Source organism: Alicyclobacillus cycloheptanicus, assembly GCF_028751525.1.
Lineage (GTDB): Bacteria > Bacillota > Bacilli > Alicyclobacillales > Alicyclobacillaceae > Alicyclobacillus_L > Alicyclobacillus_L cycloheptanicus.
In genome coordinates, this window is the sequence record NZ_CP067097.1 from 3,412,686 (window position 1) to 3,436,674 (window position 23,989).

30 protein-coding genes and 1 tRNA gene are annotated in these 23,989 nt (G+C 58.4%); 25 read left to right on the top strand and 6 right to left on the bottom strand.

From position 1 onward, the window contains the following. Positions 1–56: 56 nt before the first annotated feature. Positions 57–221, bottom strand: a complete 165-nt coding sequence (locus tag JI721_RS16025) for a hypothetical protein (RefSeq protein WP_274455855.1) — start codon at positions 219–221, stop codon at positions 57–59. A gap of 263 nt (positions 222–484) precedes the next feature. Between JI721_RS16025 and JI721_RS16030 the strand changes: the two genes are divergently transcribed. Next, positions 485–850, top strand: a complete 366-nt coding sequence (locus JI721_RS16030) for a hypothetical protein (protein ID WP_274455856.1) — start codon at positions 485–487, stop codon at positions 848–850. A 75-nt stretch (positions 851–925) separates the two neighbouring features. Here the strand turns inward: JI721_RS16030 and JI721_RS16035 are convergent, their stop codons facing one another. Then, the gene (locus JI721_RS16035; protein ID WP_274455857.1) at positions 926–1,600 is read right to left on the bottom strand and encodes a PrsW family glutamic-type intramembrane protease; all 675 of its coding nucleotides are present in this window, start codon (positions 1,598–1,600) and stop codon (positions 926–928) included. 204 nt (positions 1,601–1,804) lie between these two features. On the opposite strand from JI721_RS16035, the gene JI721_RS16040 reads away from it, so the two are divergent. The 5 genes from JI721_RS16040 to JI721_RS16060 all read left to right on the top strand — a co-directional run bounded on the left by JI721_RS16040 (position 1,805) and on the right by JI721_RS16060 (position 4,681). After that, positions 1,805–2,623 carry a DUF2797 domain-containing protein gene (locus tag JI721_RS16040; RefSeq protein ID WP_274455859.1) on the top strand — a complete coding sequence of 273 codons (819 nt, stop codon included), beginning with the start codon at positions 1,805–1,807 and terminating at the stop codon, positions 2,621–2,623. Between the two features lie 69 nt (positions 2,624–2,692). Then, positions 2,693–2,866, top strand: coding sequence for a hypothetical protein (locus tag JI721_RS16045; protein WP_274455860.1), 174 nt, complete (start codon positions 2,693–2,695; stop codon positions 2,864–2,866). 80 nt (positions 2,867–2,946) lie between these two features. Beyond that, entirely contained in the window at positions 2,947–3,264 is a 318-nt protein-coding gene (locus JI721_RS16050) for a YuzB family protein (protein ID WP_274455861.1), read from the top strand. A gap of 291 nt (positions 3,265–3,555) precedes the next feature. After that, positions 3,556–4,263, top strand: coding sequence for a S1C family serine protease (locus JI721_RS16055; RefSeq protein ID WP_274455862.1), 708 nt, complete (start codon positions 3,556–3,558; stop codon positions 4,261–4,263). Positions 4,264–4,273: 10 nt separating this feature from the next. Beyond that, on the top strand, positions 4,274–4,681 hold the full coding sequence (locus JI721_RS16060; protein WP_274455863.1) for a rhodanese-like domain-containing protein: 408 nt from the start codon (positions 4,274–4,276) through the stop codon (positions 4,679–4,681). Positions 4,682–4,759: 78 nt separating this feature from the next. Here the strand turns inward: JI721_RS16060 and JI721_RS16065 are convergent, their stop codons facing one another. After that, positions 4,760–5,110, bottom strand: coding sequence for a hypothetical protein (locus JI721_RS16065; RefSeq protein WP_274455864.1), 351 nt, complete (start codon positions 5,108–5,110; stop codon positions 4,760–4,762). A gap of 110 nt (positions 5,111–5,220) precedes the next feature. On the opposite strand from JI721_RS16065, the gene JI721_RS16070 reads away from it, so the two are divergent. Both JI721_RS16070 and JI721_RS16075 read left to right on the top strand, forming a co-directional pair. Continuing rightward, the gene (locus tag JI721_RS16070; protein WP_274455866.1) at positions 5,221–5,952 is read left to right on the top strand and encodes a class I SAM-dependent methyltransferase; all 732 of its coding nucleotides are present in this window, start codon (positions 5,221–5,223) and stop codon (positions 5,950–5,952) included. Positions 5,953–6,045: 93 nt separating this feature from the next. Further along, entirely contained in the window at positions 6,046–6,315 is a 270-nt protein-coding gene (locus JI721_RS16075; protein ID WP_274455867.1) for a hypothetical protein, read from the top strand. Here JI721_RS16075 and JI721_RS16080 read toward each other — a convergent pair. Next, positions 6,312–6,995, bottom strand: a complete 684-nt coding sequence (locus tag JI721_RS16080; protein ID WP_274455868.1) for a metallophosphoesterase — start codon at positions 6,993–6,995, stop codon at positions 6,312–6,314. The two genes, JI721_RS16075 and JI721_RS16080, sit on opposite strands and share 4 nt — an antisense overlap. Before the next feature lie 224 nt (positions 6,996–7,219). Between JI721_RS16080 and JI721_RS16085 the strand changes: the two genes are divergently transcribed. The 8 genes from JI721_RS16085 (at position 7,220) to JI721_RS16120 (ending at position 13,431) form a co-directional block, all read left to right on the top strand. Further along, the gene (locus JI721_RS16085) at positions 7,220–8,575 is read left to right on the top strand and encodes an ATP-dependent helicase (RefSeq protein WP_274455869.1); all 1,356 of its coding nucleotides are present in this window, start codon (positions 7,220–7,222) and stop codon (positions 8,573–8,575) included. Positions 8,576–8,751: 176 nt separating this feature from the next. Continuing rightward, positions 8,752–9,081: an ArsR/SmtB family transcription factor gene (locus JI721_RS16090; protein WP_274455870.1), complete on the top strand. Its 330-nt coding sequence runs from the start codon at positions 8,752–8,754 to the stop codon at positions 9,079–9,081. Next, complete coding sequence (locus tag JI721_RS16095) at positions 9,078–9,473, top strand: SRPBCC family protein (protein ID WP_274455871.1); 396 nt, start codon at positions 9,078–9,080, stop codon at positions 9,471–9,473. Before JI721_RS16090 ends, JI721_RS16095 begins: the two co-directional genes overlap by 4 nt. 20 nt (positions 9,474–9,493) lie before the next feature. Then, entirely contained in the window at positions 9,494–9,958 is a 465-nt protein-coding gene (locus JI721_RS16100) for a phage tail protein (protein ID WP_274455872.1), read from the top strand. Between the two features lie 133 nt (positions 9,959–10,091). Further along, positions 10,092–10,174, top strand: a tRNA-Leu gene (locus JI721_RS16105). Between the two features lie 216 nt (positions 10,175–10,390). After that, positions 10,391–11,368 (top strand): substrate-binding domain-containing protein, encoded by a 978-nt coding sequence (locus JI721_RS16110; RefSeq protein ID WP_274455873.1) that lies wholly within the window; start codon positions 10,391–10,393, stop codon positions 11,366–11,368. Between the two features lie 23 nt (positions 11,369–11,391). Further along, positions 11,392–12,771, top strand: coding sequence for a dipeptidase PepV (pepV, locus tag JI721_RS16115; protein ID WP_274455874.1), 1,380 nt, complete (start codon positions 11,392–11,394; stop codon positions 12,769–12,771). A 66-nt stretch (positions 12,772–12,837) separates the two neighbouring features. Continuing rightward, positions 12,838–13,431 (top strand): adaptor protein MecA, encoded by a 594-nt coding sequence (locus tag JI721_RS16120; RefSeq protein ID WP_274455875.1) that lies wholly within the window; start codon positions 12,838–12,840, stop codon positions 13,429–13,431. Between the two features lie 71 nt (positions 13,432–13,502). Here JI721_RS16120 and JI721_RS16125 read toward each other — a convergent pair whose 3' ends face one another. Both JI721_RS16125 and JI721_RS16130 read right to left on the bottom strand, forming a co-directional pair. Continuing rightward, positions 13,503–13,961, bottom strand: a complete 459-nt coding sequence (locus tag JI721_RS16125) for a DUF441 domain-containing protein (protein WP_274455876.1) — start codon at positions 13,959–13,961, stop codon at positions 13,503–13,505. Between the two features lie 80 nt (positions 13,962–14,041). After that, positions 14,042–15,301 (bottom strand): MFS transporter, encoded by a 1,260-nt coding sequence (locus JI721_RS16130; RefSeq protein ID WP_274455877.1) that lies wholly within the window; start codon positions 15,299–15,301, stop codon positions 14,042–14,044. Positions 15,302–15,490: 189 nt separating this feature from the next. Here JI721_RS16130 and JI721_RS16135 point away from each other — a divergent pair, with 189 nt between their 5' ends. From JI721_RS16135 to rpsA, 9 genes are all read left to right on the top strand, one after another. Continuing rightward, positions 15,491–16,783: a Glu/Leu/Phe/Val family dehydrogenase gene (locus tag JI721_RS16135; RefSeq protein ID WP_407654048.1), complete on the top strand. Its 1,293-nt coding sequence runs from the start codon at positions 15,491–15,493 to the stop codon at positions 16,781–16,783. 464 nt (positions 16,784–17,247) lie between these two features. Further along, complete coding sequence (sleB, locus tag JI721_RS16145; protein ID WP_274455878.1) at positions 17,248–18,051, top strand: spore cortex-lytic enzyme; 804 nt, start codon at positions 17,248–17,250, stop codon at positions 18,049–18,051. Positions 18,052–18,077: 26 nt separating this feature from the next. Further along, a complete protein-coding gene (locus JI721_RS16150) occupies positions 18,078–19,460 on the top strand; it encodes a PepSY1/2 domain-containing protein (RefSeq protein WP_274455879.1) in 1,383 nt (460 codons plus the stop codon). A 143-nt stretch (positions 19,461–19,603) separates the two neighbouring features. Beyond that, positions 19,604–20,278 carry a flagellar brake protein gene (locus JI721_RS16155; protein WP_274455880.1) on the top strand — a complete coding sequence of 225 codons (675 nt, stop codon included), beginning with the start codon at positions 19,604–19,606 and terminating at the stop codon, positions 20,276–20,278. Between the two features lie 58 nt (positions 20,279–20,336). Beyond that, on the top strand, positions 20,337–20,840 hold the full coding sequence (locus JI721_RS16160; protein WP_274455881.1) for a hypothetical protein: 504 nt from the start codon (positions 20,337–20,339) through the stop codon (positions 20,838–20,840). 224 nt (positions 20,841–21,064) lie between these two features. Continuing rightward, positions 21,065–21,742, top strand: coding sequence for a (d)CMP kinase (cmk, locus tag JI721_RS16165; protein WP_274455882.1), 678 nt, complete (start codon positions 21,065–21,067; stop codon positions 21,740–21,742). Next, positions 21,735–22,337: a lysophospholipid acyltransferase family protein gene (locus JI721_RS16170; protein ID WP_274455883.1), complete on the top strand. Its 603-nt coding sequence runs from the start codon at positions 21,735–21,737 to the stop codon at positions 22,335–22,337. The genes cmk and JI721_RS16170 overlap by 8 nt, the downstream gene beginning before the upstream one ends. Then, positions 22,334–22,669, top strand: a complete 336-nt coding sequence (locus JI721_RS16175) for a hypothetical protein (RefSeq protein WP_274455884.1) — start codon at positions 22,334–22,336, stop codon at positions 22,667–22,669. The genes JI721_RS16170 and JI721_RS16175 overlap by 4 nt, the downstream gene beginning before the upstream one ends. 110 nt (positions 22,670–22,779) lie before the next feature. Next, entirely contained in the window at positions 22,780–23,949 is a 1,170-nt protein-coding gene (gene rpsA / locus JI721_RS16180) for a 30S ribosomal protein S1 (RefSeq protein WP_274455885.1), read from the top strand. Positions 23,950–23,989: the final 40 nt, after the last annotated feature.

Below are 23,989 nucleotides of genomic sequence, written 5' to 3' on the forward strand. Positions count from 1 at the left end.
ACTACCACGGTGCACCCGGCGTGGGACACATGGAGCGCCTTTGGGCGTCCCGTTCGTCACCAGCGAGACTCGCGGCCGGATGTCACAAACGCGATGGCCAAAAACGCACCGGCCATGCTCAGGTACACGACGGCCATCGTCCCGGCGTTGGCGGAGAAGAACAGCGCCACGACAGCAAAAATGAGACACATGACACAAATGCCCATGTAGTATTTGAACAAGTTCAAATCGCCTCCCGGGAAGCCATTTGGTTTGATGATAGCACGCGTATACGGGGACATCAACAGAATCTGCCGCTCCTATCTAGGATTTACCTATTTCATTCTCAAGATCGGTTCGCTATAATAGGTTCAGACTTTCCCATATCCTTTTTCATCGAACGCCCCCTAATCCGGTTGGTTTACCACAGGGGGCGTTCGTGTATACTGAAATAGGTTTCGCTGCATCATTCGGCGAGGTTGGAACAGAGAGGACGATATGTACCATGACCTATCACGCACTCATCACGGAGCAGAGCCGCAAAGCAAAAGCTGCCCGAAATTTCTACGAATACCTTCGACAAAAGGTCAACCAGGCAGGATGGATTCCATCCCTGCAGTGGGATGTACACCAGGCGTTCGACGGCATTCGCGTGCCGGACCGAGATCGCTACAAAGTGCTGAACATCCGCCTTCACGACGAGCATATGAGCCCGTACTTCAAAACCGATATGAACCTGTTTCATATGTTGATGATGGACGACACGGTGGACGTGACCGTGTTCCGCGCCGCCCCAGGGTGGCTGTTCGTGTTCGATGGCATTCCCGAAGGGCCCAAGCCGTTCGGTCAACAGGGGCACGACCCACGATAGGTACCTCAACCCTCGCTTCGATTGGTCGAACCCGATCCACAAAGAGCATGGGTCGTCGCAGCGCGGGCCGGGCGTCTACGTGCGAACGGCGTTCAGGCCGTTGGCGCGGCGGCGGCTGAACCGGCGCAGCACACGCAAACTCAGTTCGAGGAGCACCAGCAGGTAGACGATGAGGAGCGCATCTCCCCACAGCGTGGTGGAGAGGGCAAAACTGTCATACAAGCCGTGTGCGCAGGCTGGAACGATGTAGGCCAGCGCCCGGTTCCCGTGATTCCACAGCGACCGAGCAAAGAAATTGCCCATCAGAATGCCGAACATCAAGTGCGCGGGCACTGCAGTGACCGAGCGCAAAATGGCTGTGGAGAACCCGGAGCTCGTTACATAGAGAATGTTTTCAACCATCGCGAAGCCAAGTGCGACCGAGCCCGCGTAAATCACGCAGTCGATGGGGTCCTTTGCCAAGCCCCGTTGAATGGCGCCGCGATCGACAATGGACGCCTTGAGGAATTCCTCCACCATGCCAGCGACAAAGAAGCCCGTCACGATGGCCGTCTTCCAGCCCGTGCCGGTTCCGCCGACTCCCGAGTCCATCATGACACGCTCCAGCAACCCAGCTGGCAAGACGATGGCTGCGCCTAACAGAAACAACCGGTACACCGCCCGCTTAGGCTCTGGGTGCAGCGTATCCCTCGTATACAGCCAAACCATTAGAACCAGAACAGGAATCATGGCGAGCGCCACGTACATCATGCTGGGTCCTCCTTCACCACGGTCAGTATTGGTGCAGTCTTGACACGTCTTTGCGTCCACCGCTCTGCGTCCACCAGGGTCTGGACTCAGGGTGTCCAATTCTCAGCAACCCATCCCCGGCCCGGTCCAGCGAATCAACCAGGACTGCACAACCCTGGACAAACGTGCTAGAGTGGAGGTGATTCTGATAGGAGTGTGTGGCACATGGGGCGCGTTTTGGAAGGTTTTATGCGGGAAATGAAGCACCGAGCCGATGAGCCCGTTCAATATGAGGTTGTGACGGACGATGGGGCTGTTTCGTTAAACGACTGGCTGGGCCGCCGCGTGGAAATTACCTTCACCGGCGAAAAGGCGTGTATTCACTGCGGCCGCAAGGTCAAGAAACTCTATCAAAACGGATATTGTTTCCCCTGTGTAACGACGCTTGCGGAGTGCGACCTGTGCATTGTCAAGCCGCACAAGTGTCACTTTCATCTTGGCACTTGCCGCGATGCCGATTTTGCCGCGTCGCACTGTATGATTCCCCACTATGTCTATCTCGCATTCAGCAGCGACATTAAAGTCGGCTTGACGCGCAAGGGCCGACAGTTCACGCGCTGGGTCGATCAAGGCGCGTCTGCCGCCGTCCTGGTCGCGGAGTGTCCGACACGAAAGGCGGCCGGGGAAGTCGAGATGGAAATTGCATCATTTCTCCCGGACAAAACACAGTGGCGCAAGATGTTAGCCCTGACGTCCATCGAGACGGAGGCTTTGGAGCGGTTGGAGGCAACCCGGCAGCAGGTGCTGCGGCACCTTCGCGAACATGTGTCGGGCATCCAGGTGCTCGATGAGCAGCCCGTCCACGCGTTCCAGTACCCGCGTCTGGAGGGGGGCGCGGTGAAACTCACGTCCTTGTCGCTCGACAAGACCCCTGAAATATCGGGTGTGCTGCAGGGCGTGAAAGGCCAATACCTGCTGTTGGACGTCGGCGTATTGAACGTGAAAAAACACAGCGGCATGCGTGTTTCCATCTCCGTCGCCTAGCCGGCACCGCACCTTCGAATGTCCGCGCACCCGTTCGGGCACACTACGGGGCGAAAAGGGGGGCGCTGGATGTCTTGGGTCTACGAAGCTCAATTGTATGACTCGAAATCCGTTGCTGCGTATGTCGCCATGTGCGTACGCGATGATTACCTGCTGCGCGGGAAAGAAGCGGTCAAGGTGCAGGTGTTCCGCACGCGCAAAGGCAACTATGGTGTGCGATACCGGGCAGCAGAGGCGCGTTGAGCACCCGCTTTGCGCCCTGTACGCAACCGCTTCACTTCGTGTAAAATGGAAGGAGCGGTGCGAAAGGGGCGGACATGTCCATGGCGACAACCATGAGTGTGAAATGGTGCAAGAAGAATCTCGAACACTACTCCCAGCATGTCTACGAGATGCTGAAGGAAGAATATCCGGATGTTCCGATGGAAGTGGCTGACTGTGTCGATCACTGCGGCTTGTGCACCGACGTTCCCTTTGCCATGCGGAACAACGCCGTAATTGGCGGGCGAGATCCGCGCGGATTGTACATGAAGCTGAAGCAAGGGATGGCGTTTCTGTCGAAACCGGCGCTGCCAGGCACGTATGCAGCCGTCACGGCGGAAGCGGGAGACACCGCAGAGACATCGACCGCTGAAAAATAGTTTACCGACACCCATTTTGCCAAATGCAAAACAAGACGGGGCGGCCCAAGGGACTTCGGGACCTGTGCGGGCGGCCCTTTTTTGCTGCGACCGTTGCCACTGAACCCGGCCGCAGCGCGCTGACCGATGATATCTGACCGCTTTGGGCACAGGCCTTGTACGCGGGCCCGGTTCACCCGCCCGGTTAGGCAAACGTGGATTCCCGCACGGCTCGCTCACTTTCTCTTTGCGGGGGGAATAAGATCTACCACATGTGAACTGACCTTTCGACAAGGGCGAGGTGAACTGAACATGGTGCAACGGACGAAGCGCGCGACAAGCCGCAAACCCGCCCGCCCCTCGGCGACTTTGCTGCCCAACTTCGCAGACCTGGTCGACCGTTACAAAAAGGCCGTCGTCGGCATTGAAGTGGTACAGGAACAAAGCAGTCAGCGCACCTTCTCCTTCGGGATGCCCTGGGATCGTCTCGCTGGACCTTCTCCCCGCTCCGTGAACATCGGCACGGGCTTTGTTTTTGACGAACGAGGTTACATTTTGACCAACGAACATGTGGTGCATGGCGCAGCGCGCGTGATGATGCGCTTGTACGGCCGCAAGAAACCGGTACCCGCGCGCATCATCGGCACGGATTACGTGCACGACATCGCCATTTTGCAGGCGGACGGTTCGGCACCCAACACCGTGTTGAGAATCGGGCGTTCCAAAAACGTACGCGTCGGAGAATGGGTGGTCGCCATCGGTTCGCCGCTTGGACTCGACCACACCGTGACCGTCGGGATCATCAGCAGTACGGAACGTCCCATGCAAATCGGCGACCGTGAATACCCGAACCTGCTGCAGACCGACGCCGCCATCAACCGCGGCAACAGCGGCGGTCCGCTGATCAACCTGCGCGGCGAAGTCGTCGGCATGAACACAGCGGTGAGTCAGAGTTCACAGGGAATCGGCTTCGCGATCGCGGCGGACGTCCTTCGGGATGCAATTCAACGCATCTTGTAGCGTGGCTGCCATGGATTTGACAAATCCGCATGCGGCATGTCAGGATACCTTTGCAGGGTATCCGTTTGAAAATGAGGTGACGCATGTGCCGCGCGAACTCGATGGGATTCCTCAGTATTCCTGGGAGGAAGTCCGTCGCTTGGTGTCAGAGGGAGCATACCAGTGGATCGACGTTCGGACGCCGGAGGAGTACGAAGAAGGGCACGTCCCCGGCATCCCGCTGAAACCCATGCAGGAAGTGACGGACTGGATGGGTGAATTGGATAAGAATCAGCATTATGTGTTTGTTTGCCGCAGCGGCGGCCGCTCACAGAAGGTCGCCCAGTTTCTGAAGGCGAATGGCTTTATGCACGTCGCCAACTGTGAAGGCGGCACCTTAGCCTGGCCCGGTGAATTGAACGTGGGCAAGGAGCCGTAAGCCGGCTTCAACCAACCACAGATGGAACAAGCGCAAGCAGGGTGAAGGGGAAACCGGACCCTGCTTTTGTTTTCCCGGTTACCGCAGGGCGTGCACGATGTCCCGAAGAAAGAACAAATGCCTCGGGTTTCGCTCGTACAGGTTTGCGAGGATATCGGGAATGGACGCCGTATCGACCCAGCCGTGCTGCACCATCATCGTGGAGAGGTCCTCCAGCCGAAATCCGTAATCACGATAGCGCACACCTTGCTCCAGTTCGTCAAAGGAAAACTTGTGCAGCGCCTGACGATAGAGATTGTGACTCGATTTGACACAGTACACTTGAAACTGCTGCCGCTCCATAAGCACGACAACCCCAGCGGGGACGAAGATGTAATCGTCTGGTTCTTCCACCGATAATAAATAAACCCCAACAAGCCGTGTCTCCAACATGCTTCATCCTTTCGCCATCATTGTACTGTACCGCGGACAAACAATCGAGCGCCAAAGGCAGGCGGCATGCATACCATGGGGTAGCGTGCTCAGGGAGGTGCCGATGCATGGATTATCAGGACGTATTGGCGGAAGTGGGAGCGGGCAGCGCTCACCCAGGCGGTATGGCCAGCACCGAACTGTGGCTGCAACACGTGTCTTTGTCACCGTCGGACTGTGTGCTGGAAATCGGCTGCGGCACGGGGCGGACGCTGGTCGAAGTCCAGCGGCGGTTCGGTTGTCAGGTGACGGGCGTCGACATTCGCCCTGCGATGATCCGCAAGGCGAAGCAGCGCGCAAAACTGCTGTCCATTCCGGCGAAATTTCTGGTGGGCAACGCGGAATCCCTGCGGTTTCCGAGCGGTGTGTTCGACGTCGTGATCACCGAATCGGTCAACGTGTTCTGCGACCCGGAGAAGTCTATTTCGGAAGTGTACCGCGTGTTAAAACCGGGGGGACACTATGTCGACGTGGAAATGCTGGTGACCGAGCCGGTCACCGAGGCGTGGCGGGAGACGGTGGCAGAAGCGTACGGCGTCAGACAGGTCCCGGACTTGGGCGGATGGAGAACCAGTTATCGAAAGGCCGGGTTTGAAGACATCCGGGTTCTGGCGATGCGGCGTGTCATCCCGGACGAAGCGATGATCGCCGAACAGAAGTACCCGGACCCGGTCGATTTGTCCTCCAAAGGTGCATACCGCAATCCGCTCGTTCTCAGTATTTTGGAGATGAACGCGAAATGGCTGGACCGCAACCACCACGCACTCGGGTACGGCATTTTCCTGTGTACGAAAGGATAAGGACGCGCCAGAGCGGGAAAGGTACCGATGCAAGCACCCAGAGCAGGTCCCATTTGGTACCTCGTACGATTCCCGAACAGGAGGCCTGGTTCGATGACACAGGAACAAGCGTCGCGCTTTTCATCCATCAAAGCCCTGGCAGAAGAAGCGGAGTCGGCGGTCGCTGCGATTCGCGAAGCGGCCGCGCATGACTTACAGAACGTCGACAACGACTCGTCGCGGCAAGCCGAACAGCTGCAGCGGATTCAACAGTCGGCTGGCACCGCGGTGGATGCCCTGCAACAGTTGACCGAACTCGCACGCCGATCGCGATCGTACCAAGCACAGGCGCATCAAGGGCACAGCGAAGACGCTCCGCGCTAGAGACGAAGCGGGGCGAAACGAAGGTAGTCCGCGCTGACCAGGTGGTACGATACCCCTCGCCGCGTACCTTCGAAGGCGAAGCGATGAGCCGGCCCATGCAGGTGTCCGTACACGCACCGCTCGACACCGTATTGTTCCAACAGGTCCGTGAAGAGGGTGGAGCTGCCGTCCTGGTCGGTGGGAGGATAGTGCATCATCGCGACCATCGGCAGCGCCAAGGCAGCCGCCGCCTTCAAAGATAACTGCAGACGCTCGGCTTCACGCAAGTAAATCGCCTGGTCGGCTTCCGTGAACTTGGGGTGCGTCGGCAGCAGCCAGCCCCGGCTCCCGCAGATGGCGTACCCATCCGCGATGAAGGCGTCGTTCTGGAGGGCCTGAACGCCGGGCGCCAGGGCTTGGCGCACCTTTTTAATACTGCTCCACCAGTAGTCGTGATTGCCGCGCAATAAAATCTTTTTGCCGGGTAACGCCGCGATCCAGTCCAAATCCGGGATGGCCTCCGGCAAATGCATCGCCCACGAAATGTCCCCGGGCACCAGTACGGTATCTTCTTGTGAAACCTCGGCGCACCAGGACCGGCGAATTTGTTCGGTGTGGTCCTGCCATGCAGCCCCGAACACATCCATGGGTTTATCCACGGCTTGACCGAGGTGAAGGTCTGCCAGTGCGAAGAGTGCCATTGACCTGCCCCTTTCCGCAATCATGATAGCATGTCCCATCTGTCCGCTCCAATCCGGCGTCGCGGCGGCATCTGTGAGCGGCGCGCCAATGCAGGCAGGACGCGTCTACATGCCGGCGGTCTCTCCAATCCGTCCGCATACGCTTCTACGCGTCATGGACACCGGCGAGGCACTCATCCAAAATGGGGCTAGCTGCAGATGTCAGTCGTCGCGGGGGTACCGAGATGTATACGGAGCAGCAACGGGAAATCATCGAACACACGCCGTCGAACACGTCCATTTACGCATCCCCTGGGAGCGGGAAGACGACGGTCTTGACCGAACACATCGCGTGGCAGCTCAAACACCGGCATGTCCCGGCAGGGCGCATGCTGGCGCTGACCTTTACGCGCCAGTCAGCCTTGGACATGAAACAGCGCATGCGCAAACGAGGGCTGGCGGACGGTGATGTGGGCGCGCTTCCACTGGGAACCTTTCACAGTCAAGCGTTTCGAATGCTGTTGGCCCACACCCCAAACATCCCCGTCATTCTTGGACAGCTCGAACAGCGACAGTTGATGCGTGCGGCAGCGCAAAAGTTCGGCGTCGGCGACATGGACACGGTACGGCGCCTCTTGTTGGCGAACACACGCAAGAAATCGGTGTGGCCCGTCGACAGCGCCATGGGCGGTGTCGAAGGAGCGGTGCTGACACGCTACGAACATATGAAAGCGCGTGCCCATCGCTGGGACTTTGACGATATTCTGGTGGCGTTTGCGCAAACCTTGGAAGAGCACGGCGCAGAGCTCCCAGCGTTCGATTACCTGTTGGTGGACGAGTACCAGGACACCAATCCGATTCAGTGGGCAATCGTTCGGCTCCTGGTGCACCAGTCCCGGTGCCCGGTGTTTGTCGTCGGCGACGACGACCAGTCCATTTACGGGTTTCGGGGGGCAAGCCCATCCGGGCTATTGGATTTTCAGTTGAGCTACCACGATGCCAGATGCCACCGTCTGTCGACCAATTTCCGCTCCGATCGGTCGATTGTGCTGGCGGCGGTACGCCTGATTGCACACAATCGGCACCGCATGGAGAAACAGATGCAAGCGTTCAGTGCGGCGCCGGGCCGCTGCGGGACACACCTGTGGCCAAGCGAGGCGGCGGAAGCGGTGGGCGTCGCCGGCCTCGTGCGCCAAGCCAGACGCTATGACAGCGGCGCGGATGTCGCGATCCTGGCCCGAACGAGACGACAACTGCTGGCCGCCTGGCGTGCGTGTCAAGGCGTGGTGCCCGACGCGATGCCCCAGTTTCGCACATTTCATGACGCCAAGGGCAAGGAGTGGGACATCGTGCACATCGTTGGCGCTGTGGCGCAAAATCCCTACCTGGCGAACGACGACACATCGCTCTTCCGGCGGAAAAAATCAGCGCCGGCGTTGGATGGACAAGCGGAGGAAGAGGAGCGGAGACTGTTCTACGTCGCGATGACGCGTGCCCGGCACGTGCTGTGGGTGCACGCGCCAAAGCGATGTGCGGCCGGAAAAGCAAGGCTGAGCCCCTACGCAGCGGAAGCAGGACTGCGGACCATGGAACCGGGGTGAATGGCGGGGAGAGACGGCTGCAAGGGCGCGCTCGGACGACCACACGACTGATGCGTCACGTGGGCAGACGACTTGGTCCTGACCGTCCATTGACACGACACCATATGGTGTCCTATGATGAATTAGACAGGACACCATACAGTGTCTTTTCCACAAATGAAAGCAGGGTGGTGATTGTGAACAGCCCCCATCCGGAGCGGGACGTCTATGCGGCCGTTGCCGACCCGACGCGGCGGGAGCTGCTTCGTCTGCTGGCGGATGAAAAGGAATGGCCGCTGCACGATTTGACCGTACACTTCAGCATCGGACGGACGGCGGTTTCCAAACACCTGACCATTCTCAAACAAGCAGGGCTTGTCACCCACCGGAAGGTTGGCCGTGAGACGCGTTATCGGCTCAACCCCGCTCCACTCAAGGAAATTGAAGACTGGCTGAGTTTCTACCGCAAGTTTTGGCAAGAGAACATGGTGCGCCTGCACCAGCTTCTGGAGGAGGAAGAAGGGTGAGTTTGACGTTATCCTTAGACTTTCAGTTCACGACATCGGTGGACAAGCTTTGGTCCGCTTTGACCGACGCAAGCAAACTGGCCAAGTGGATCGCTGACAATGATTTTCAGCCTGTCGTCGGGCACCGCTTTCAATTTCGCATGCCGCCGAGGAATGGGTGGAATGGCATCATTGAAGGAGAAGTTCTGCTCGTGGAGGAGCCGCACCGGCTGTCGTATACCTTGGAAAGCGGGGAAAAGCATACGGTAACGTTGACCCTGCAGGATTTGGGTGACGGCAAGGTGAATCTCCATCTCGAACAGACGGGCATCGGCAATGAGCAAGGCCTGCAAGGCGCAAGGTGGGGCTGGACGAATTGGTGCGGGCAACTTGCGAAGCTGTTGGAACCATGAGCGAAAAGGGAGCTTTGGACATGTCCTATCAAGTCGATTTTCAAAACGTGTCGACGACGGGTTTGGAATCTTCACCCGTCGCCGCAGCGCTGGCTGGCCTGCGGGCCAACGAAGCTCGTTACTTTATGAACAAATACAAGCATGCATTTACCGTCGTCCCGGCCAGCGAAAGCCAGGAAACACTCGATTACGTCAATCGAATCCTGAAAGAAGAACGGAATCTGGAACTGGCCGCCAAGCCCTTGGAAACGTCCCGCTTTCAAGTGGACAACATCCAGTATGCCTACGTGTTTTACGAAGACGGGCTGGTCGTCAACGTCATGTATACCATCGACGACCCGAAAAAGCGGGCGGTTGGTTTTAAGCTGTCTGAGGGAATGGAGGTCCCCAAGGAATTAGCGGACAAATTCAAGTTCGCCCGTCAGAAATCGAAACTCGCTGGAACCATTCGCGGTTCATTCTTTGTCATCAAAGGAACCTATTAAGTGGGTAGACGTGAAATCGATGTGGTGTTATCATGTACGTCGACTCACCGCACAAGCGCGGGCGTGTTCGAAGGGTGCAGGGAATCCTGAGCGTGTGGGAAACCCTGCAGGCTGGACTGCACAAAATGACCACGCGGGTGTGGCGGAATTGGCAGACGCACCAGATTTAGGTTCTGGCGGGCGACCGTGGGGGTTCGAGTCCCTTCACCCGCACCATACGCTGTTGCTGCTGGAGGAGAGTTCGGAGGGTTCCGGGCTCTTTTCCTTTTTACCGTGCGGCGGATGTCAGATCGACATCCGGCAGCGTGCCCGCTCGTTTCAAAGTCCTTCAAAAACCGGCGGTGAGGACAGGAATTTTGTACGTATGTTCCACATCCGTGATATGATGGTGAAAAGTATGCCTGGACAACAGCGCATCGGAGGGGTCGCACCGTGACAGTCACGATTTATGATGTGGCGCGCGAAGCCAAGGTCTCCATGGCCACAGTATCGCGCGTACTCAACGGCACAGCAGTGGTCAAGGAAGATACCAAACAGCGCGTCTTGGACGCGATCGCAAAGCTGGGATACCGGCCGAACGCGGTCGCGCGAGGCTTGGCAAGTAAACGCACGCGAACCATCGGCGTCATCGTGCCAGATGTCTCGGCAGCTTTTGTCGCGGAAGTGGTTCGCGGCATTGAAGATATTGCAACCATGTATGATTACCACATCATTTTGACGAATTCAGACGCTCAGGTGCAGCGCGAAGTCGACCTGGTCGGAACGATGTGGGAGAAGCAGGTCGACGGCCTGATTTACATGACCAATCGCTTGGAGAAGGCGCATATCGACGCGTTTGAGCAGGCGCAGATTCCAGTCGTCCTCTGTTCCACGGAAGACCCGGAGCGCCGCATTCCATCCGTCAACGTCGACAACCGCAGAGCCGGCCGCGACGCTGCCATGTATCTGAGGGAGAAGGGCTGTCACGCCATCGCATACGTGACACCCACGCCGGGCATGTCTGTTTTGGCGGACCGCCGGGGCAGCGGCATGGAAAGCAGCCTGGAGGGCCGTTTGATGCGGGTCGACGCCAAGAACGGCCGCTACGAAACAGCGCTGCCGCTCATCAAAGCGTTTTTGCAGGAGCACGCGGTCGACGGCATCGTCGCGGCGACCGACGAATTGGGGATTGCCGCCATTCACGCGGTACAGGATGTCGGCAAGCGCGTGCCGGAAGACGTCAAAGTGATGGCGTTCGACAACACGCGCCTGGCGGTCATGGTGCGTCCGGAAATGACGGTCGTGGCGCAGCCGATGTACGACTTTGGCGCTGTGTCCATGCGCCTTTTGACCAAACTCTTGCTGGACGAGCCCGTCGAGAGTTACACCGTCACGCTGCAGCATAACGTAGTAGAACGCGAGTCAACCTGATGACACAATGAGGTGAAAGCGGCGTGTTCAAAGAATTTATCGAGACCGCCAAGCAGGACATGGTTCAGTCGCTGCAGGAACTGCTGCAGATCCCGAGTGTAGAAGAGGCTCCGCTGCCGGACCAGCCGTTTGGTGCAGGACCGGCGCGAGCCCTGGCATATATGTTGAACCTGGCGCAGCAGGAAGGCTTTGCTGTGAAGAACGTGGACGGCTACGCGGGCCATGTGGAGTACGGCGAGGGAGACGAGTATGTGGCCGTCGTGTCGCACCTCGATGTGGTGCCGGCCGGATCGAACTGGACGTACCCGCCGTTTGGCGCAGAGATTCACGACGGCCTGATTTACGCCCGCGGTGCGATTGACGACAAGGGACCTGCAATGAGCACCCTGTGGGCGCTCATCGCGCTCAAGCGGCTGGGGATGAAGCCCCGCCGCAAGATTCGATTGATTTTTGGATTGGATGAAGAAAGCGGCTGGGAGTGCATGGCGCACTACTTTGCCAAAGAGCCGGCTCCCCTTGGGGGTTTTACCCCAGATGCCGATTTTCCGCTCATTTACGCGGAAAAGGGGACCTTGACGCTGCGGATTGCCATCCACGCAGACACGGACTCCATGAACCCCAGGGTCGTGGCGTTCGAAGGCGGGCAGCGGACCAACATGGTGCCTGACCACGCCTACGCAGTCGTTGAGTGCCACTCGGAAACAGCGGCCGCAGAGTGGGAGCAAAAGGTGTACAAATACGCGCGGCAGCACCAGCTTGACGTCGAAGTCAACGTCAGTGGGTCGCGCATTCAAATTGTCACACATGGGGTCTCCGCGCACGGGAGCGAGCCTGACCGGGGCGTGAACGCCATTGTCAAACTCGCTTGCGTGCTGTCTGGCCAATCCGTCTCCAACGCGTCGATGTGGCGCAGCATCGCCGTGCAGGACACGAAGGGCGGCGCCCTCGGCCTCGAATGTTCGGATGACATCACCGGCGCGCTGACCTCCAACTTGGGCAGGGCGTATCTCGACGGCGACCAGTATGTGTTTTTGTTCAACATTCGTTACCCCTTAAACGTGACAAAAGAGGAATTACTGGCCCGCTGTCAAGAATACGTATCAGATAAGTGGCGCGTCACGGGGGAAGGGGGACTCGCGCCATTGCACGTCCCGTTGGACAGCCCGGTGGTCAAGACCCTCTTGAAGGTGTATGCTGAGCACACAGGCGCACCCGCGGATCCCATCACCATCGGCGGCGCGACCTACGCGCGGGCCATCCCAAACGCGGTCGCGTTCGGCGCACTGTTTCCAGGGCAGCCGGACCTCGCGCACCAGAAGGACGAGTGTTGGGCATTGGAAGATTATTTCCGCTGCATCGAGATATACGCGCACGCCATGTTTGAATTGGCGAATACTTTATAATAAGCATTGTGATTCGTTCACCGTCCAGATGAAACGCACGACGCGAACGAAAAGGAGGGGAACGGGATGCATGTAGAACGGCTCGCAAAAGACAAGGTTCGGATTTTCGTCAGCTACGACGATCTCGAGGAACGCGGCATTGACCGGGATGAAATCTGGTTGAACGGAAAAAAAGTCCAGGAATTGTTCTGGGATATGATGGAAACCGCCTATGCAGAGGTTGGTTTTGAAATCGCTGGACCCATCGCGGTCGAGGCGTTTACGATGCCTTCCGAAGGGGTGGTCATTATCGTCACCCGAGTGCCCAGTTTGCCTGGACACGGTCGCACGGCAGATGACGACGATGCAATGGATGTCGAACTGTCTGATACGATGTTCTCCTCGTTCGTGTTCAGCTTTCCCGACTTTGAAGACGTCGTTCGCGTGAGCTACGCATTGTACGACTACGATATTCACACCTCGTTGTATCAATACAATGGCAAGTATCAGCTGTTTGTGGACGAGGATTCGGTTCAGGAAGATGAATACGACTCGATTTGGTCGATTCTCCACGAGTACGGTGAATACTCGGAAGTGACCACCGCTGTGTTGGAGGAATACGGCAAGTGCATCCTGCGGTCGAATGCGGTTCAGCATATCGTGATGCAGTTTCCGTTGTAAGGCGCCAAGCGGCGCACTGTACGCCCCGGCATCCGCTGGGGTGTTTTCTGTGCATCGCGATCACGATGCGCTTACCCTTTGAACCAGCCGTACACGGAGAGGGCCGCTGCTGCTAGGGCCGCCGCCATCAACGGCCCCACGGGCATGCCGCGAAACAGTACGATGCCGAGCACGGTCCCGAGGACGACGCAGAGCAGCAACGATGGATAGGCTTGCAGCAATGCAAGCCCTTTTGCATTCATCATGGTGGCCACGACGCCGCCCGCGATGGTCAGCAGGCCCGCCACACTGAACACGGTGTGCGCCATGTCCCGGGCAGAGAGTTTCCCCATGGCTAAGGGGACCAAAATCGAGATCATCAAAAACAACAGCCCGAGCTCCAGGCTCCTTCGCTCCAGCAGGGGCAAGTAACGGTTGAAGTGCAGCATCCGCACGACCAGCAGAATGCTGGCGGCCACAGACACCAGGTTCACGCGGCACACGGCGCCAAGCACAATGAAGATGATGAGGAAGAGGTCTGGGGTCTGCAATAGCTTCCATCCCCTCGTACAGCATGTCCCCATCATTCATATGCGGCGCGGCGAAAACTCATGATTACAGCTGTCCGCGGTCAGGCGCGCGCGCGGATGCGCCCCTTGGGTCGTTCCGGCCGAGGTTCCTTCGCCGGTTCGTCGGCGGGGACGTGAAACAAAGACAGTACCAGCACGGCGCAGACTACGGCCAGCGCGGCGACCGCAAAAAACATGAACGCCGGCGAAAGGTTGCGCATCCAGGTAAAGGCTGGCGGACCTGCAGCGACACCGAGAAACCGCACGCTGCCGTAAAGGCTGGTGACCACCCCTCTGCGGGACTTGTCCACGGCAGAGGTGATAAACATATTCAGGCTGGGCAGGACACAGCCAATGCCCAAGGCGCCGACAGCGCTGAATGCCACCAGCCACCAGCCGCTGCGGCCGGTCAAGGGTGCCGCGCAGAGTGCAGCTGCCAGTACCGCGAAGCCGCCGATGACCATCCACTTCATCAGCGGCTTTCTTTTTTTGATGACGATACCAGCCACGAGTGCGGTCGAACACAGCACCAGCAAGGGGATGGCGAGGACCAGGCCCTTTCGCATGCCCATCATGTGGTACTGTGTTTCCAGAAGTTCGGAGAGGTCAAACAGGATGCCGAACAGGGTAAACAACCCTGCGGCACCGCACAAATAGGCGACCCACAGCCAGCGGCCGTCGCGGTGCAGGACTTCCTTGAGGGACCGAATGTACTGCCCGAGCGGCTGACCTTGCCGGTCCTTCGCAGGCTCTGGAATGAGCCACCAAATCGCCGCTGCGACCGGCAAGCAGAGCACTGGAAAAATGAAAAAAACCGCGAACCACGCAATGGCAGCCACGGCGGATCCGACAATGGGGCTGATCACTTTGCCAAGTGCGTTGCCCGCCTCATTGATGCCAAGGGCCCTGCTGCGTGCGTCGCCGCTGAACAAATCACCAACCACCGCCATCGCGATGGGGGCCGTTCCAGACGCACCCATACCTTGCAGCACTCGGCCGGCCAGCACCCAGACGTACGGGTTTGGCAGGAACCAGGCAGCGCATCCTGCCAGCACCCCGCCGGCGCCAAAGAGCAGCAGGGCGGGGACGATGACGAATCGCCTCTGCACTTGGTCGGACAAAAAGCCTGCAATGGGAATCACTACCCCGGCCGGCACGGAAAACAAGGTGATGAGCAGACTCACCTGCATGGCGGATACGTGCATGCGGCTCTGCATCTGTGGCAGGCCGGGAATCAGTACCGCGTTCCCAAGCACCATGAGCATTGGAATCAGCGCCAAAATCACCATCACCCATTGATTGGGTTTCCGTCCTCCGGGCATGTGCAGGAAGCCTCCTTTGTGATCGCCAGTTTTCCACCGACCGCACGAGCCCATCCCCGGCATTTCATTCCGGAACGCGGACTTTGCAGTGAAAAAACTTCGTTGTATACTGAATGCGGTTTTACGGCACGTTGTCCGCACGCAAGGATTTGTAAATCTGGAAAATGACTCAATGTACGGAGGGACTCTGTGAATACCGAATCCGGAATGTCTACAGAACCAGAGCACAGTGCAGCGACAGATTCCCACGCGAATCTGCTGATCGATACACAGGACCTGATTGCGCAGGCACTGGAACGGCTGGGATACGACAACGCCATGTACGAGGTTTTAAAGGAACCCCTTCGCACCTTGACGGTCCGCTTTCCAGTCCGGATGGACGACGGTTCGGTCCGGGTCTTTACTGGCTATCGGGTCCAGCACAACGACGCGGTCGGACCCACCAAGGGCGGCATTCGTCTGCACCCGGACGTGACAGAGAATGACGTCAAAGCCCTGGCGTTGGCGATGACCATCAAGTGCGGCATCGCGGACGTCCCGTACGGCGGCGGGAAGGGTGCGATTGTCTGTGACCCGCGGGAAATGTCGTTTCCGGAAATCGAACGCGTGAGCCGCGGCTTTGTTCGCGCGGTCAGCCAAATTGTCGGCCCATCCAAAGACATCCCAGCGCCGGACATCTTCAGCAACGCTCAGACGATGTCGTGGATGCTGGATGAATACGCCCATTTGCGCGAATTTGATTCGCCAGGGTTTATCACGGGGAAACCCGCTGTTCTGGGGGGAACCAGAGGGCGTGAAGCAGCGACCGCCAACGGGATCGCGATGTGCATCGACCGCGTGTTGACCACCAAACACATCCCCATCGAGGGGTGCAAGGTTGTGATTCAGGGATTCGGCAACGCAGGCAGCTATTTGGCCAAATTTCTGGCGGATGCCGGGGCGCTGATTGTCGGCATTTCGGATGCCTACGCAGCCCTGTACGACGAAGCCGGACTGGATATCGAAGACTTGTTGGAACGCAGGGATTCATTCGGCACCGTGACGAAGCTGTTTCGCAACACGATTTCCAACCGGGAACTGCTGGAGCGTCCGTGCGATTTGCTGATTTTGTCGGCAACGGAAAACCAGGTGATCGAAACAAACGCAAGCCGCGTTCAGGCCTCGATTGTTGTAGAAGCCGTCAATGGCGCAGTGACGCAGGCTGCGACACAGCTGCTTCATGATCAAGGCACACTGGTCGTTCCAGACATGGTCGCAAACTCCGGTGAAGTCATTGTCGCGTACTTCGAGTGGGTGCAAAATAAACAAGGATTTTACTGGACCAACGAAGAAGTGAACGCGAGGCTGAAATCCGTGGTGGAACGCAGTGTCGCCGCGATTTTGAAGGCTTCTGCACAATATCGGGTGAATCCGCGGCTGGCTGCGTACATCGTTGGCATTCGGCGCGTTGCGGACGCGGTCAGGCTGCGAGGATGGGTGTAGACAGACAGGCAGGAAATTTTTCGCCTGCGGCGAATGGATTATTTGGCACTGGAAAGTTTATCTACGGAACGTGCCGACCATCCTGTAAAGATGATTTACCCAAGTGACTAGGGGGTACTCTGATAATGCGGTCGGAAACACTCATGCCTCAAGGAGTGAGCGATGATATGGCAGTGCCGCACCAACGAATCAAGGTTCACATTCGCTGCCGCAAGTGTGGAGAAACGTTCATTCTCCGCGGGGTACGGGATCCAAAAGGGCACATTGAGACCGGCTTTAAGCGGTGTTTGTGCGACAATGAAGAGGACTTTGACGTAGAACCTCTGCATTGAAGCTCAGGAATTTCTGCCATATCGATGCGCGATATGCCTGTCCATGGGACAGGCATATTTCTATTTTACGGATGGCAAAATAGCGGTGATTCCCGAATGATCCTACTCAGGACAGGAGGCGCAGCACCGACGATGAGACGTGGAAGACGGTTTATAGGGGCGATAACCGGCTGCTTGGCGGCTTTGGTCGTAACGTTCGCAGCGGGACCTCCGCCGGTCAACGCGTTTACCATGGAGACGCTGACGGTGGGCAGTCGCGGCTACAACGTCGACGAACTGCAGGCCAGGCTGGGATTTCTGGGGTATTATCACGGCAAAATTGACGGCGATTTTGGCTGGGACACGTACTGGGCCGTGCGGGACTTTCAATACAACTTCATGGGCCGGGCGACGGGGATTGTCGACTTGAAGACCCGGCAGAAACTGGTCGCCGCCACGAAGGGCTGGCACTATCGGCCGGCGGGTGCATCGGGATCTTCCAGTTCCAGCGCCAACCAAAGCGCGTCCAGCGGCGGCAGCAGTGCCGCGGGTTCGGCCGCAGCGGCGGACGCACTGCCGAGCACGGCTGGCGGATTGAGCCAGAGTGACTTGTCGTTAATGGCACATGTGGTGTACGCGGAAGCGCGCGGCGAACCGTTCGAGGGACAAGTTGCCGTTGCGGCTGTCATCCTGAACCGCTTGAAGGACCCGAGCAAGTTTCCACACACCGTCGCAGGCATCATTTATCAGCCGTTGGCCTTCACCTCGGTTCAGGACGGTCAAATCAATCTGACCCCCAATGCACAGGCGAAGGAGGCCGTCATGGACGCTGTCGAGGGATGGGACCCTTCACACGGAGCGACCTATTACTTTGATCCGGCAACAGCGACAAGTCCCTGGATTTGGTCGAAACCAGAAATCGTCACCATCGGGCACCATATTTTCTGCAGTTCCTAGATCACAAGACCCCTGGAGGGATGAACATGAGAATCCATCGTACGACCTGGATCGCGCTTCCCATTGTTGCCCTGGTGGTCGTTGGAGCAGGAACCGGGTGGTGGGGTTACGACCAGCACCAGCAGCGCCAAGCGATGGCGGTCCACTTGGAAAACACCTACAACGGCGCGTACCAAGCCTTTGTGTCGGATCTTGAACAGCTTCACAACGAATTGGGCAAGGCCATCGTGACGGGGGATGCGGCGACGTATCGGACAAGACTGCAAAACATCGCTCGCTTCAGCGACGCCGCGGATGCCGAGCTGTCCCGCATTCCGGTCAATGTCCTGCCGGATGGGCAAATCAAGACGTTCACGTCCCACGTGGGCGCCTATGCGAGGACGCAGCTGCTGACGAATCCAACGCCCAATGCCAAGGCGCGTGCGCAGTTGGACACGGACTTTGGCAACACGGGCACCCTGGTGAAGAAATTGCAGCAGCTGCAGCCTAGTGTCGGCACTGCGACGGCTTCTTGGGTGGAGACGCTCGGCTTGAACAAGTCCAGTCTGCCATGGGCGAGGCCTGTCAGCGGCGCAGCCGGAAGTACACCCGGCACCGGCGCGTTTGTCGGCAATGCGACGAGCGCCCATACGCGGCAGACCTTCGTCGACGGACTGAAAAACCTGGACGCCGCGGCGGCCAAATGGAATCAGGCCAGTGCTGCCGCCGCGCCGACCAAACCAATGGTGACGGGTCCGCGCATCACCAGCCAGGAGGCCGTCCGCACCATGGCCCAGTTGACCGGCTGGACGCAGTCCAAGCCGTGGCAGGCGGCACCGAGTAAAGCAGGGGCAAATCCGCCCGTGTACTTTGTCAGCGGGCAAACCCCGGCCGGGAACGTATACGGGAAAGTCACGCAGCGAGGCGGACATGTCCTGACGTTCCACCTGAACCAAACCATCGGGTCCAAAACCAACATCGATGTGGTCCAGGCGGAACAAAAGGCCGCTGCTTGGCTGAAACAGCGCGGATACGGAGCGTTTGTACCCGCTTCCACCAGCCGCTTCGACCATACGCTGTATGTCACGCTTTCCCCGACATACCGGGGCACGCCCGTGATTGACCGGACCATCACGCTTCAAATCGCCCTCGATACGGGCAAGGTCGTGGGCTATGAGGCGACACCGTACTACGCGCATCCGATGACGGCTGTACCCGCTCGGCGGTACACGGCGCAGCAGCTGGAAAAGCGGCTGAGCCCAGCGTTTCGCGTGCGGGAAGAGGAGCCGGTCATCGCGTTTGACACCAACCAGCAGGCGCAGCCTGCAGTGGCGTTCTACGGCACCAGCCACGGCGAGTCGTACCAGATTCTGATGAACGCGAACTCGGGCCAGGAAATGCGCAACACGCAGTTGACGAACCACCTGTAGCGAACGGCGTTTTTCCTCCACAAGCCAGCATGTCACGCACGTGACCGTCCGTCCAATCGGAATTTGTCGAAAAGGGGGTCATCCCCTTTTCGATTGATTTCGTTGACCATATAATGGTGGCATACGACATCGGAGGTGCGCGCATGCCATTGCCTGCCATCGGACAAGTCCTTCGCGTTCACACCGAGGACGAAGGTCACACGGTGTTGATCTCCAGAATGCTCGACCTGACACCGGAATTCATACGCATTGACGTTCCCAGTTTGCCGAAAGCCGAAGAGGAATCGGAAGCAGCCGAAACTCCACCCACCGTAGCCCCAGGCACAGCCTTGTGGGTTGAATTTCACGCGCGCGACGGCGCGCTTTGCAAGTTTCGCAGCGAGCTCTTGCTGCAGGAACCCCTCAACGGCCGGCCGACGTGGCGCATTCCCGTGCCGGAACAAAAAGATATCATTCGCGAACAGCGCCGGGAGTTTGTGCGCGTGCCAGCCGATTTGCCGGTGCAGGTCTCGATGGCGCCGAATGCCGATGCGCACGAAGTGTACACGCAGGATTTGAGCGGGGGAGGCTTGTCGCTTCGCGTGCCGCCCACACTTCACCTGTCGGCGGGGACCGACCTGGTCCTGACCTTTCAACTGCCCCCGAACCAATTTACAGTCACCACGCCAGCGCGGGTGGTCCGCGTCGGGGCTCGGAACGATCACGGCTATGCCATTGTTTCTTGCAGGTTTGTCAATATGGATGAGAAATTGCGCCAGCGCGTGATTCAGTATACATTCTATCGGCAGCGCCAGATTCTGGCCAGTTTATCCAAGTAGCCTCTGCTCGACATGGAACGCTGCTTGTCTGCATAGGATAGCAGCGGAGGGATGTACGATGTCTGACAGCAGGCGTTCCGAAGATGTGCAGTGGTTACAGGGGACAGAGTGGGTCGATCGCATGCTGGTGCCGTCTGCGTTCGGCGTACTGTCTGTGCTGGTCGGCGTTCAAATGCTCACGGCCATCCCTGCCGTACGTCACCATGTTGACGCGCTGGCGGGCCGCTTTGTGCAGGTAACGCCTGCAGCCGCGTCCAGCGCGGGAGGCTCCGAATCGGCAAGCATCACGTTGTACCTGTCACCAGACACCGGTCCGCGCCCTGACGTCCGCGTGCTCGTGAACGGCAAGTACGCAGGCAGCTTTACCAGCCCGTCCCTCCACCTGACCGTCCATCCGAACGATCAAATCGAATTCGTGCGTTCCAAGACCGGCGGCGCCGTGGACATTGAGGTCGACGACAACGACCCCAACCTGGCCTATCCACTTCCAGGCATGAGTTATTCATTGACAAAGGATGACCCTTCACTAGATTTACCGAACGTTCGCTTTTTCAGTGAGTGACGCCCGGCAAAACCGCATGAATCATGACCCGCATGAAGTTGCCACTTTCTGATGCCCTATGCTAGTATGAAGGTGTCGTTCTGCGTCGGGCCGCTTTCTCGAAGCAACGGAATTGCACCAGTTTCCAGCGGATGTTTTCACTACGCACTCCGAAAGCGGGCTAAACGGCCTGCTTTTTATTGTTGCAGGGCAAGAATCCATCTTCTTCGGAGGAAAATCAAACCATGAATCACGTACGCATCGCGATCGATGGACCTGCTGGAGCTGGCAAGAGCACCGTCGCCCGGACAGTTGCCAAACGGCTGGGGATTCTTTATGTCGACACGGGCGCCATGTACCGCGGTGTCGCCTGGCTTGCGCAGACGTATGGTGTGTCTCCTTCAGATGAGGCGGGCCTGGTGGCCATGCTGCGTGAGCATCCCTTAACCTGCGGACGCAGCGAGCACGACACAGTGGATATCCTCGCAGACGGACGCGTGATTACCCAGGAGTTACGCTCCCCGGCCGTGTCCGGCATGGTATCCGAATTGTCAGCCCATCCAGCGGTGCGGGACATCCTGACCGCGCTGCAGCGGGACTTCAGCCGGCACGAGTCGGTGGTGATGGACGGACGGGACATCGGCACGGTGGTGATGCCGGATGCGGACGTCAAAATCTTTCTCACTGCCGATCTCGATGAACGCGCCAGACGCCGCCTGAGTGAAATGGAAGGCCAGGGGTTTTGCGTCGATTATCAGGAACTGCGGGCCACGATGGCTGAACGCGACGCTCGGGACGCGTCACGTCCCGTCGCGCCGCTCCGCCAGGCGCCAGATGCGATTGTCGTTGACTCGACGGGCAAGAGCGTCGAAGACGTGGCCGACGAAATTCTCTCCATCGCGAGGCAGGTGCTGCATGGCTGACGTTCGTGATCACTTTCGTCATCCACTCTATCGGCTGGCCCGGGCCGTCGGTTTGGCGCTTATCCACGGCGTATTCCGCTGGCGCGTCGAAGGACAAGAGTTCATCCCGAAAACGGGCCCTGTGATTGTGGCTTGCAACCACATTCACAACTTTGACCCGATTATGCTGGGTGCCAGCACACCGAGGTTTGTGCACTTCATGGCGAAGGAAGAGTTGTTTCGCATCAAGCCGGTCGCAAGCTTTCTCAAGTTTTTCGGCGCCTTTCCCGTGCGCCGGGGCATCGGCGACCGAGCTGCCATCAAACACGCCTTCGCTGTGACGGCAGCAGGCCAGTGTCTGGTGATTTTCCCGGAGGGACATCGGTCGAGGACGGGGCAGCTGGGGAAGGGCATGCCAGGGGTTGCGATGATCGCCAAGCGAGCTGGCTGCATGATTGTGCCCGCCGCGGTGATTGGGCCCTACCGCTTTCGAGGCCCGCTCACCGTCCGCTTTGGGCCGCCGCTGCAGCCCGATGCGGCGCAGAGCAACGAGGCGCTCTTGGGCGAGTTGATGCCGAGGATTCAGGCCCTCCTTGACAGGGGGCACGCCCGTTGAACGCAGAGCAATGGTTCATGGATTTGGTGGTGTATCTCGTCCTGGTTGCGGGCGCATGCATCTACGCGTTCGTTATCGCAAAGGCGATTGCTTCCCGGACAGACGGGCACGGGGGGAAATCCACCGAGTTCAATGGTAAACCAACCCCAACCGGCCAATTTGTCGCATCGAGATTTCGTCGATACTCCATACTACTGTTAAGCTACGTGTTGTTGGTTGGCGTGATGTACCAGGCGGGAACCATCCCCGTGTCGATCGCGGCCGTTCTGTTTGTTCCAGGCGCAATCGCACTGTTCATGGGTCTGATGTGGCTGCGACGGTACATACACTGAAAGTTGGTTACGAATGTTTGTATTAGCTCGGATTCCCAACGTCCACACGCTGCAGAGTCCATGAGCTGCCCCAGTGACCAACAACTTATCGGTGCAGGAGGAATGTGTCTATGGCAGAGGATTTTCAGGAAACGATGGAGACAAGCGTAGTGCAAGAAGGTGACATTGTTACCGGGAAAGTGATCAGCGTCGACGACAAGAAGGTGTCGGTTGACATTGGTTATAAATATGAGGGAATCATCCCAATTCGTGAACTTTCCGTCTTGCATATTGAGCACCCAAACCAGGTGGTGCAGGAGGGCGATGAAGTCCGCGCCGTTGTCTTGAAAACCGACGACGAGGCGGGGATTGTCGTCCTGTCCAAACGCGAAGCGGAGGCCGCCGGCGCCTGGGAACGCCTGCAGGCGCTCTACGACAGTCAGGAAGCGTTTGACGTCGTGATTCAGGATGTGGTCAAAGGCGGCCTCGTCACCGACGTCGGCGTACGCGGGTTTATTCCGGCATCGCTCGTGGACTGGCAGTTTGTCGAAAACCTCGATGACTTCAAAGGCAAGACCGTCCGCGTCCGGGTGGTGGAAATTGACCCAGAGAACAACAAGCTGATTTTGTCCCGCAAAGCCGTGCTGGAGGATGAGCGCCGGGAGCACGAACAAGAGATTCTGCAGCGCCTGACACCCGGCGTGCTGGTGGAAGGCACGGTTCAGCGGTTGACGAATTTCGGCGCGTTTGTCGATATCGGCGGTGTGGACGGACTGGTTCACATCTCAGAAATCGCGTGGCACCACATCGACCATCCGTCGGACGTCTTGAAGGAAGGCGACCCGGTGCGCGTGAAAATCCTCAAGGTCGATCCCGATGCTGGCAAGGTTTCCTTGTCCATCAAGGAAGCGACCCCCAGTCCGTGGGAGACAGCGGTGGATGACCTCCGCCCGGGTCAAGTGGTCACCGGCACCGTCCGGCGTTTGACGGACTTTGGCGCCTTTGTTGAAATCAAGCCTGGCCTGGAAGGCTTGGTGCATGTTTCGCAAATTGCGCACCAGCATGTCGCAACACCGAGCGATGTCCTCGAGGAAGGACAGACGGTTGAAGTCAAAATCCTCGGCATCGAGCCGGAGCGCCGGCGCATCTCGCTGTCCATCAAGGAAGCTGCGCCCGACCGCCCGCGTGAACGCAGCTCCGGCGGGCGCAACGATGTGCAGAAGTATTTCGAGAAGCAGGACAACAGCGGCGGGACGGGCGCGACACTGGGCGACCTGTTCGGGGACTTGTTCAGACGCTGAACAAAGCGCCTTTTGCTTCCGCCGTTCAAATGACATCCAT

Excerpts from the sequence above, each read along its gene's own strand:
- JI721_RS16060 (WP_274455863.1), top strand. The coding sequence starts at position 4,274 with ATGGATTTGACAAATCCGCATGCGGCATGTCAGGATACCTTTGCAGGG.
- JI721_RS16030 (WP_274455856.1), top strand. The coding sequence starts at position 485 with ATGACCTATCACGCACTCATCACGGAGCAGAGCCGCAAAGCAAAAGCT.
- JI721_RS16100 (WP_274455872.1), top strand. The coding sequence starts at position 9,494 with ATGTCCTATCAAGTCGATTTTCAAAACGTGTCGACGACGGGTTTGGAA.
- JI721_RS16160 (WP_274455881.1), top strand. The coding sequence starts at position 20,337 with ATGTCTGACAGCAGGCGTTCCGAAGATGTGCAGTGGTTACAGGGGACA.
- JI721_RS16120 (WP_274455875.1), top strand. The coding sequence starts at position 12,838 with ATGCATGTAGAACGGCTCGCAAAAGACAAGGTTCGGATTTTCGTCAGC.
- JI721_RS16170 (WP_274455883.1), top strand. The coding sequence starts at position 21,735 with ATGGCTGACGTTCGTGATCACTTTCGTCATCCACTCTATCGGCTGGCC.
- JI721_RS16055 (WP_274455862.1), top strand. The coding sequence starts at position 3,556 with ATGGTGCAACGGACGAAGCGCGCGACAAGCCGCAAACCCGCCCGCCCC.
- JI721_RS16050 (WP_274455861.1), top strand. The coding sequence starts at position 2,947 with ATGGCGACAACCATGAGTGTGAAATGGTGCAAGAAGAATCTCGAACAC.
- JI721_RS16085 (WP_274455869.1), top strand. The coding sequence starts at position 7,220 with ATGTATACGGAGCAGCAACGGGAAATCATCGAACACACGCCGTCGAAC.
- sleB (WP_274455878.1), top strand. The coding sequence starts at position 17,248 with ATGAGACGTGGAAGACGGTTTATAGGGGCGATAACCGGCTGCTTGGCG.
- JI721_RS16150 (WP_274455879.1), top strand. The coding sequence starts at position 18,078 with ATGAGAATCCATCGTACGACCTGGATCGCGCTTCCCATTGTTGCCCTG.
- JI721_RS16130 (WP_274455877.1), bottom strand. The coding sequence starts at position 15,301 with ATGCCCGGAGGACGGAAACCCAATCAATGGGTGATGGTGATTTTGGCG.
- JI721_RS16035 (WP_274455857.1), bottom strand. The coding sequence starts at position 1,600 with ATGATGTACGTGGCGCTCGCCATGATTCCTGTTCTGGTTCTAATGGTT.
- cmk (WP_274455882.1), top strand. The coding sequence starts at position 21,065 with ATGAATCACGTACGCATCGCGATCGATGGACCTGCTGGAGCTGGCAAG.
- JI721_RS16045 (WP_274455860.1), top strand. The coding sequence starts at position 2,693 with ATGTCTTGGGTCTACGAAGCTCAATTGTATGACTCGAAATCCGTTGCT.
- rpsA (WP_274455885.1), top strand. The coding sequence starts at position 22,780 with ATGGCAGAGGATTTTCAGGAAACGATGGAGACAAGCGTAGTGCAAGAA.
- JI721_RS16075 (WP_274455867.1), top strand. The coding sequence starts at position 6,046 with ATGACACAGGAACAAGCGTCGCGCTTTTCATCCATCAAAGCCCTGGCA.
- JI721_RS16070 (WP_274455866.1), top strand. The coding sequence starts at position 5,221 with ATGGATTATCAGGACGTATTGGCGGAAGTGGGAGCGGGCAGCGCTCAC.
- JI721_RS16040 (WP_274455859.1), top strand. The coding sequence starts at position 1,805 with ATGGGGCGCGTTTTGGAAGGTTTTATGCGGGAAATGAAGCACCGAGCC.
- JI721_RS16155 (WP_274455880.1), top strand. The coding sequence starts at position 19,604 with ATGCCATTGCCTGCCATCGGACAAGTCCTTCGCGTTCACACCGAGGAC.
- JI721_RS16080 (WP_274455868.1), bottom strand. The coding sequence starts at position 6,995 with ATGGCACTCTTCGCACTGGCAGACCTTCACCTCGGTCAAGCCGTGGAT.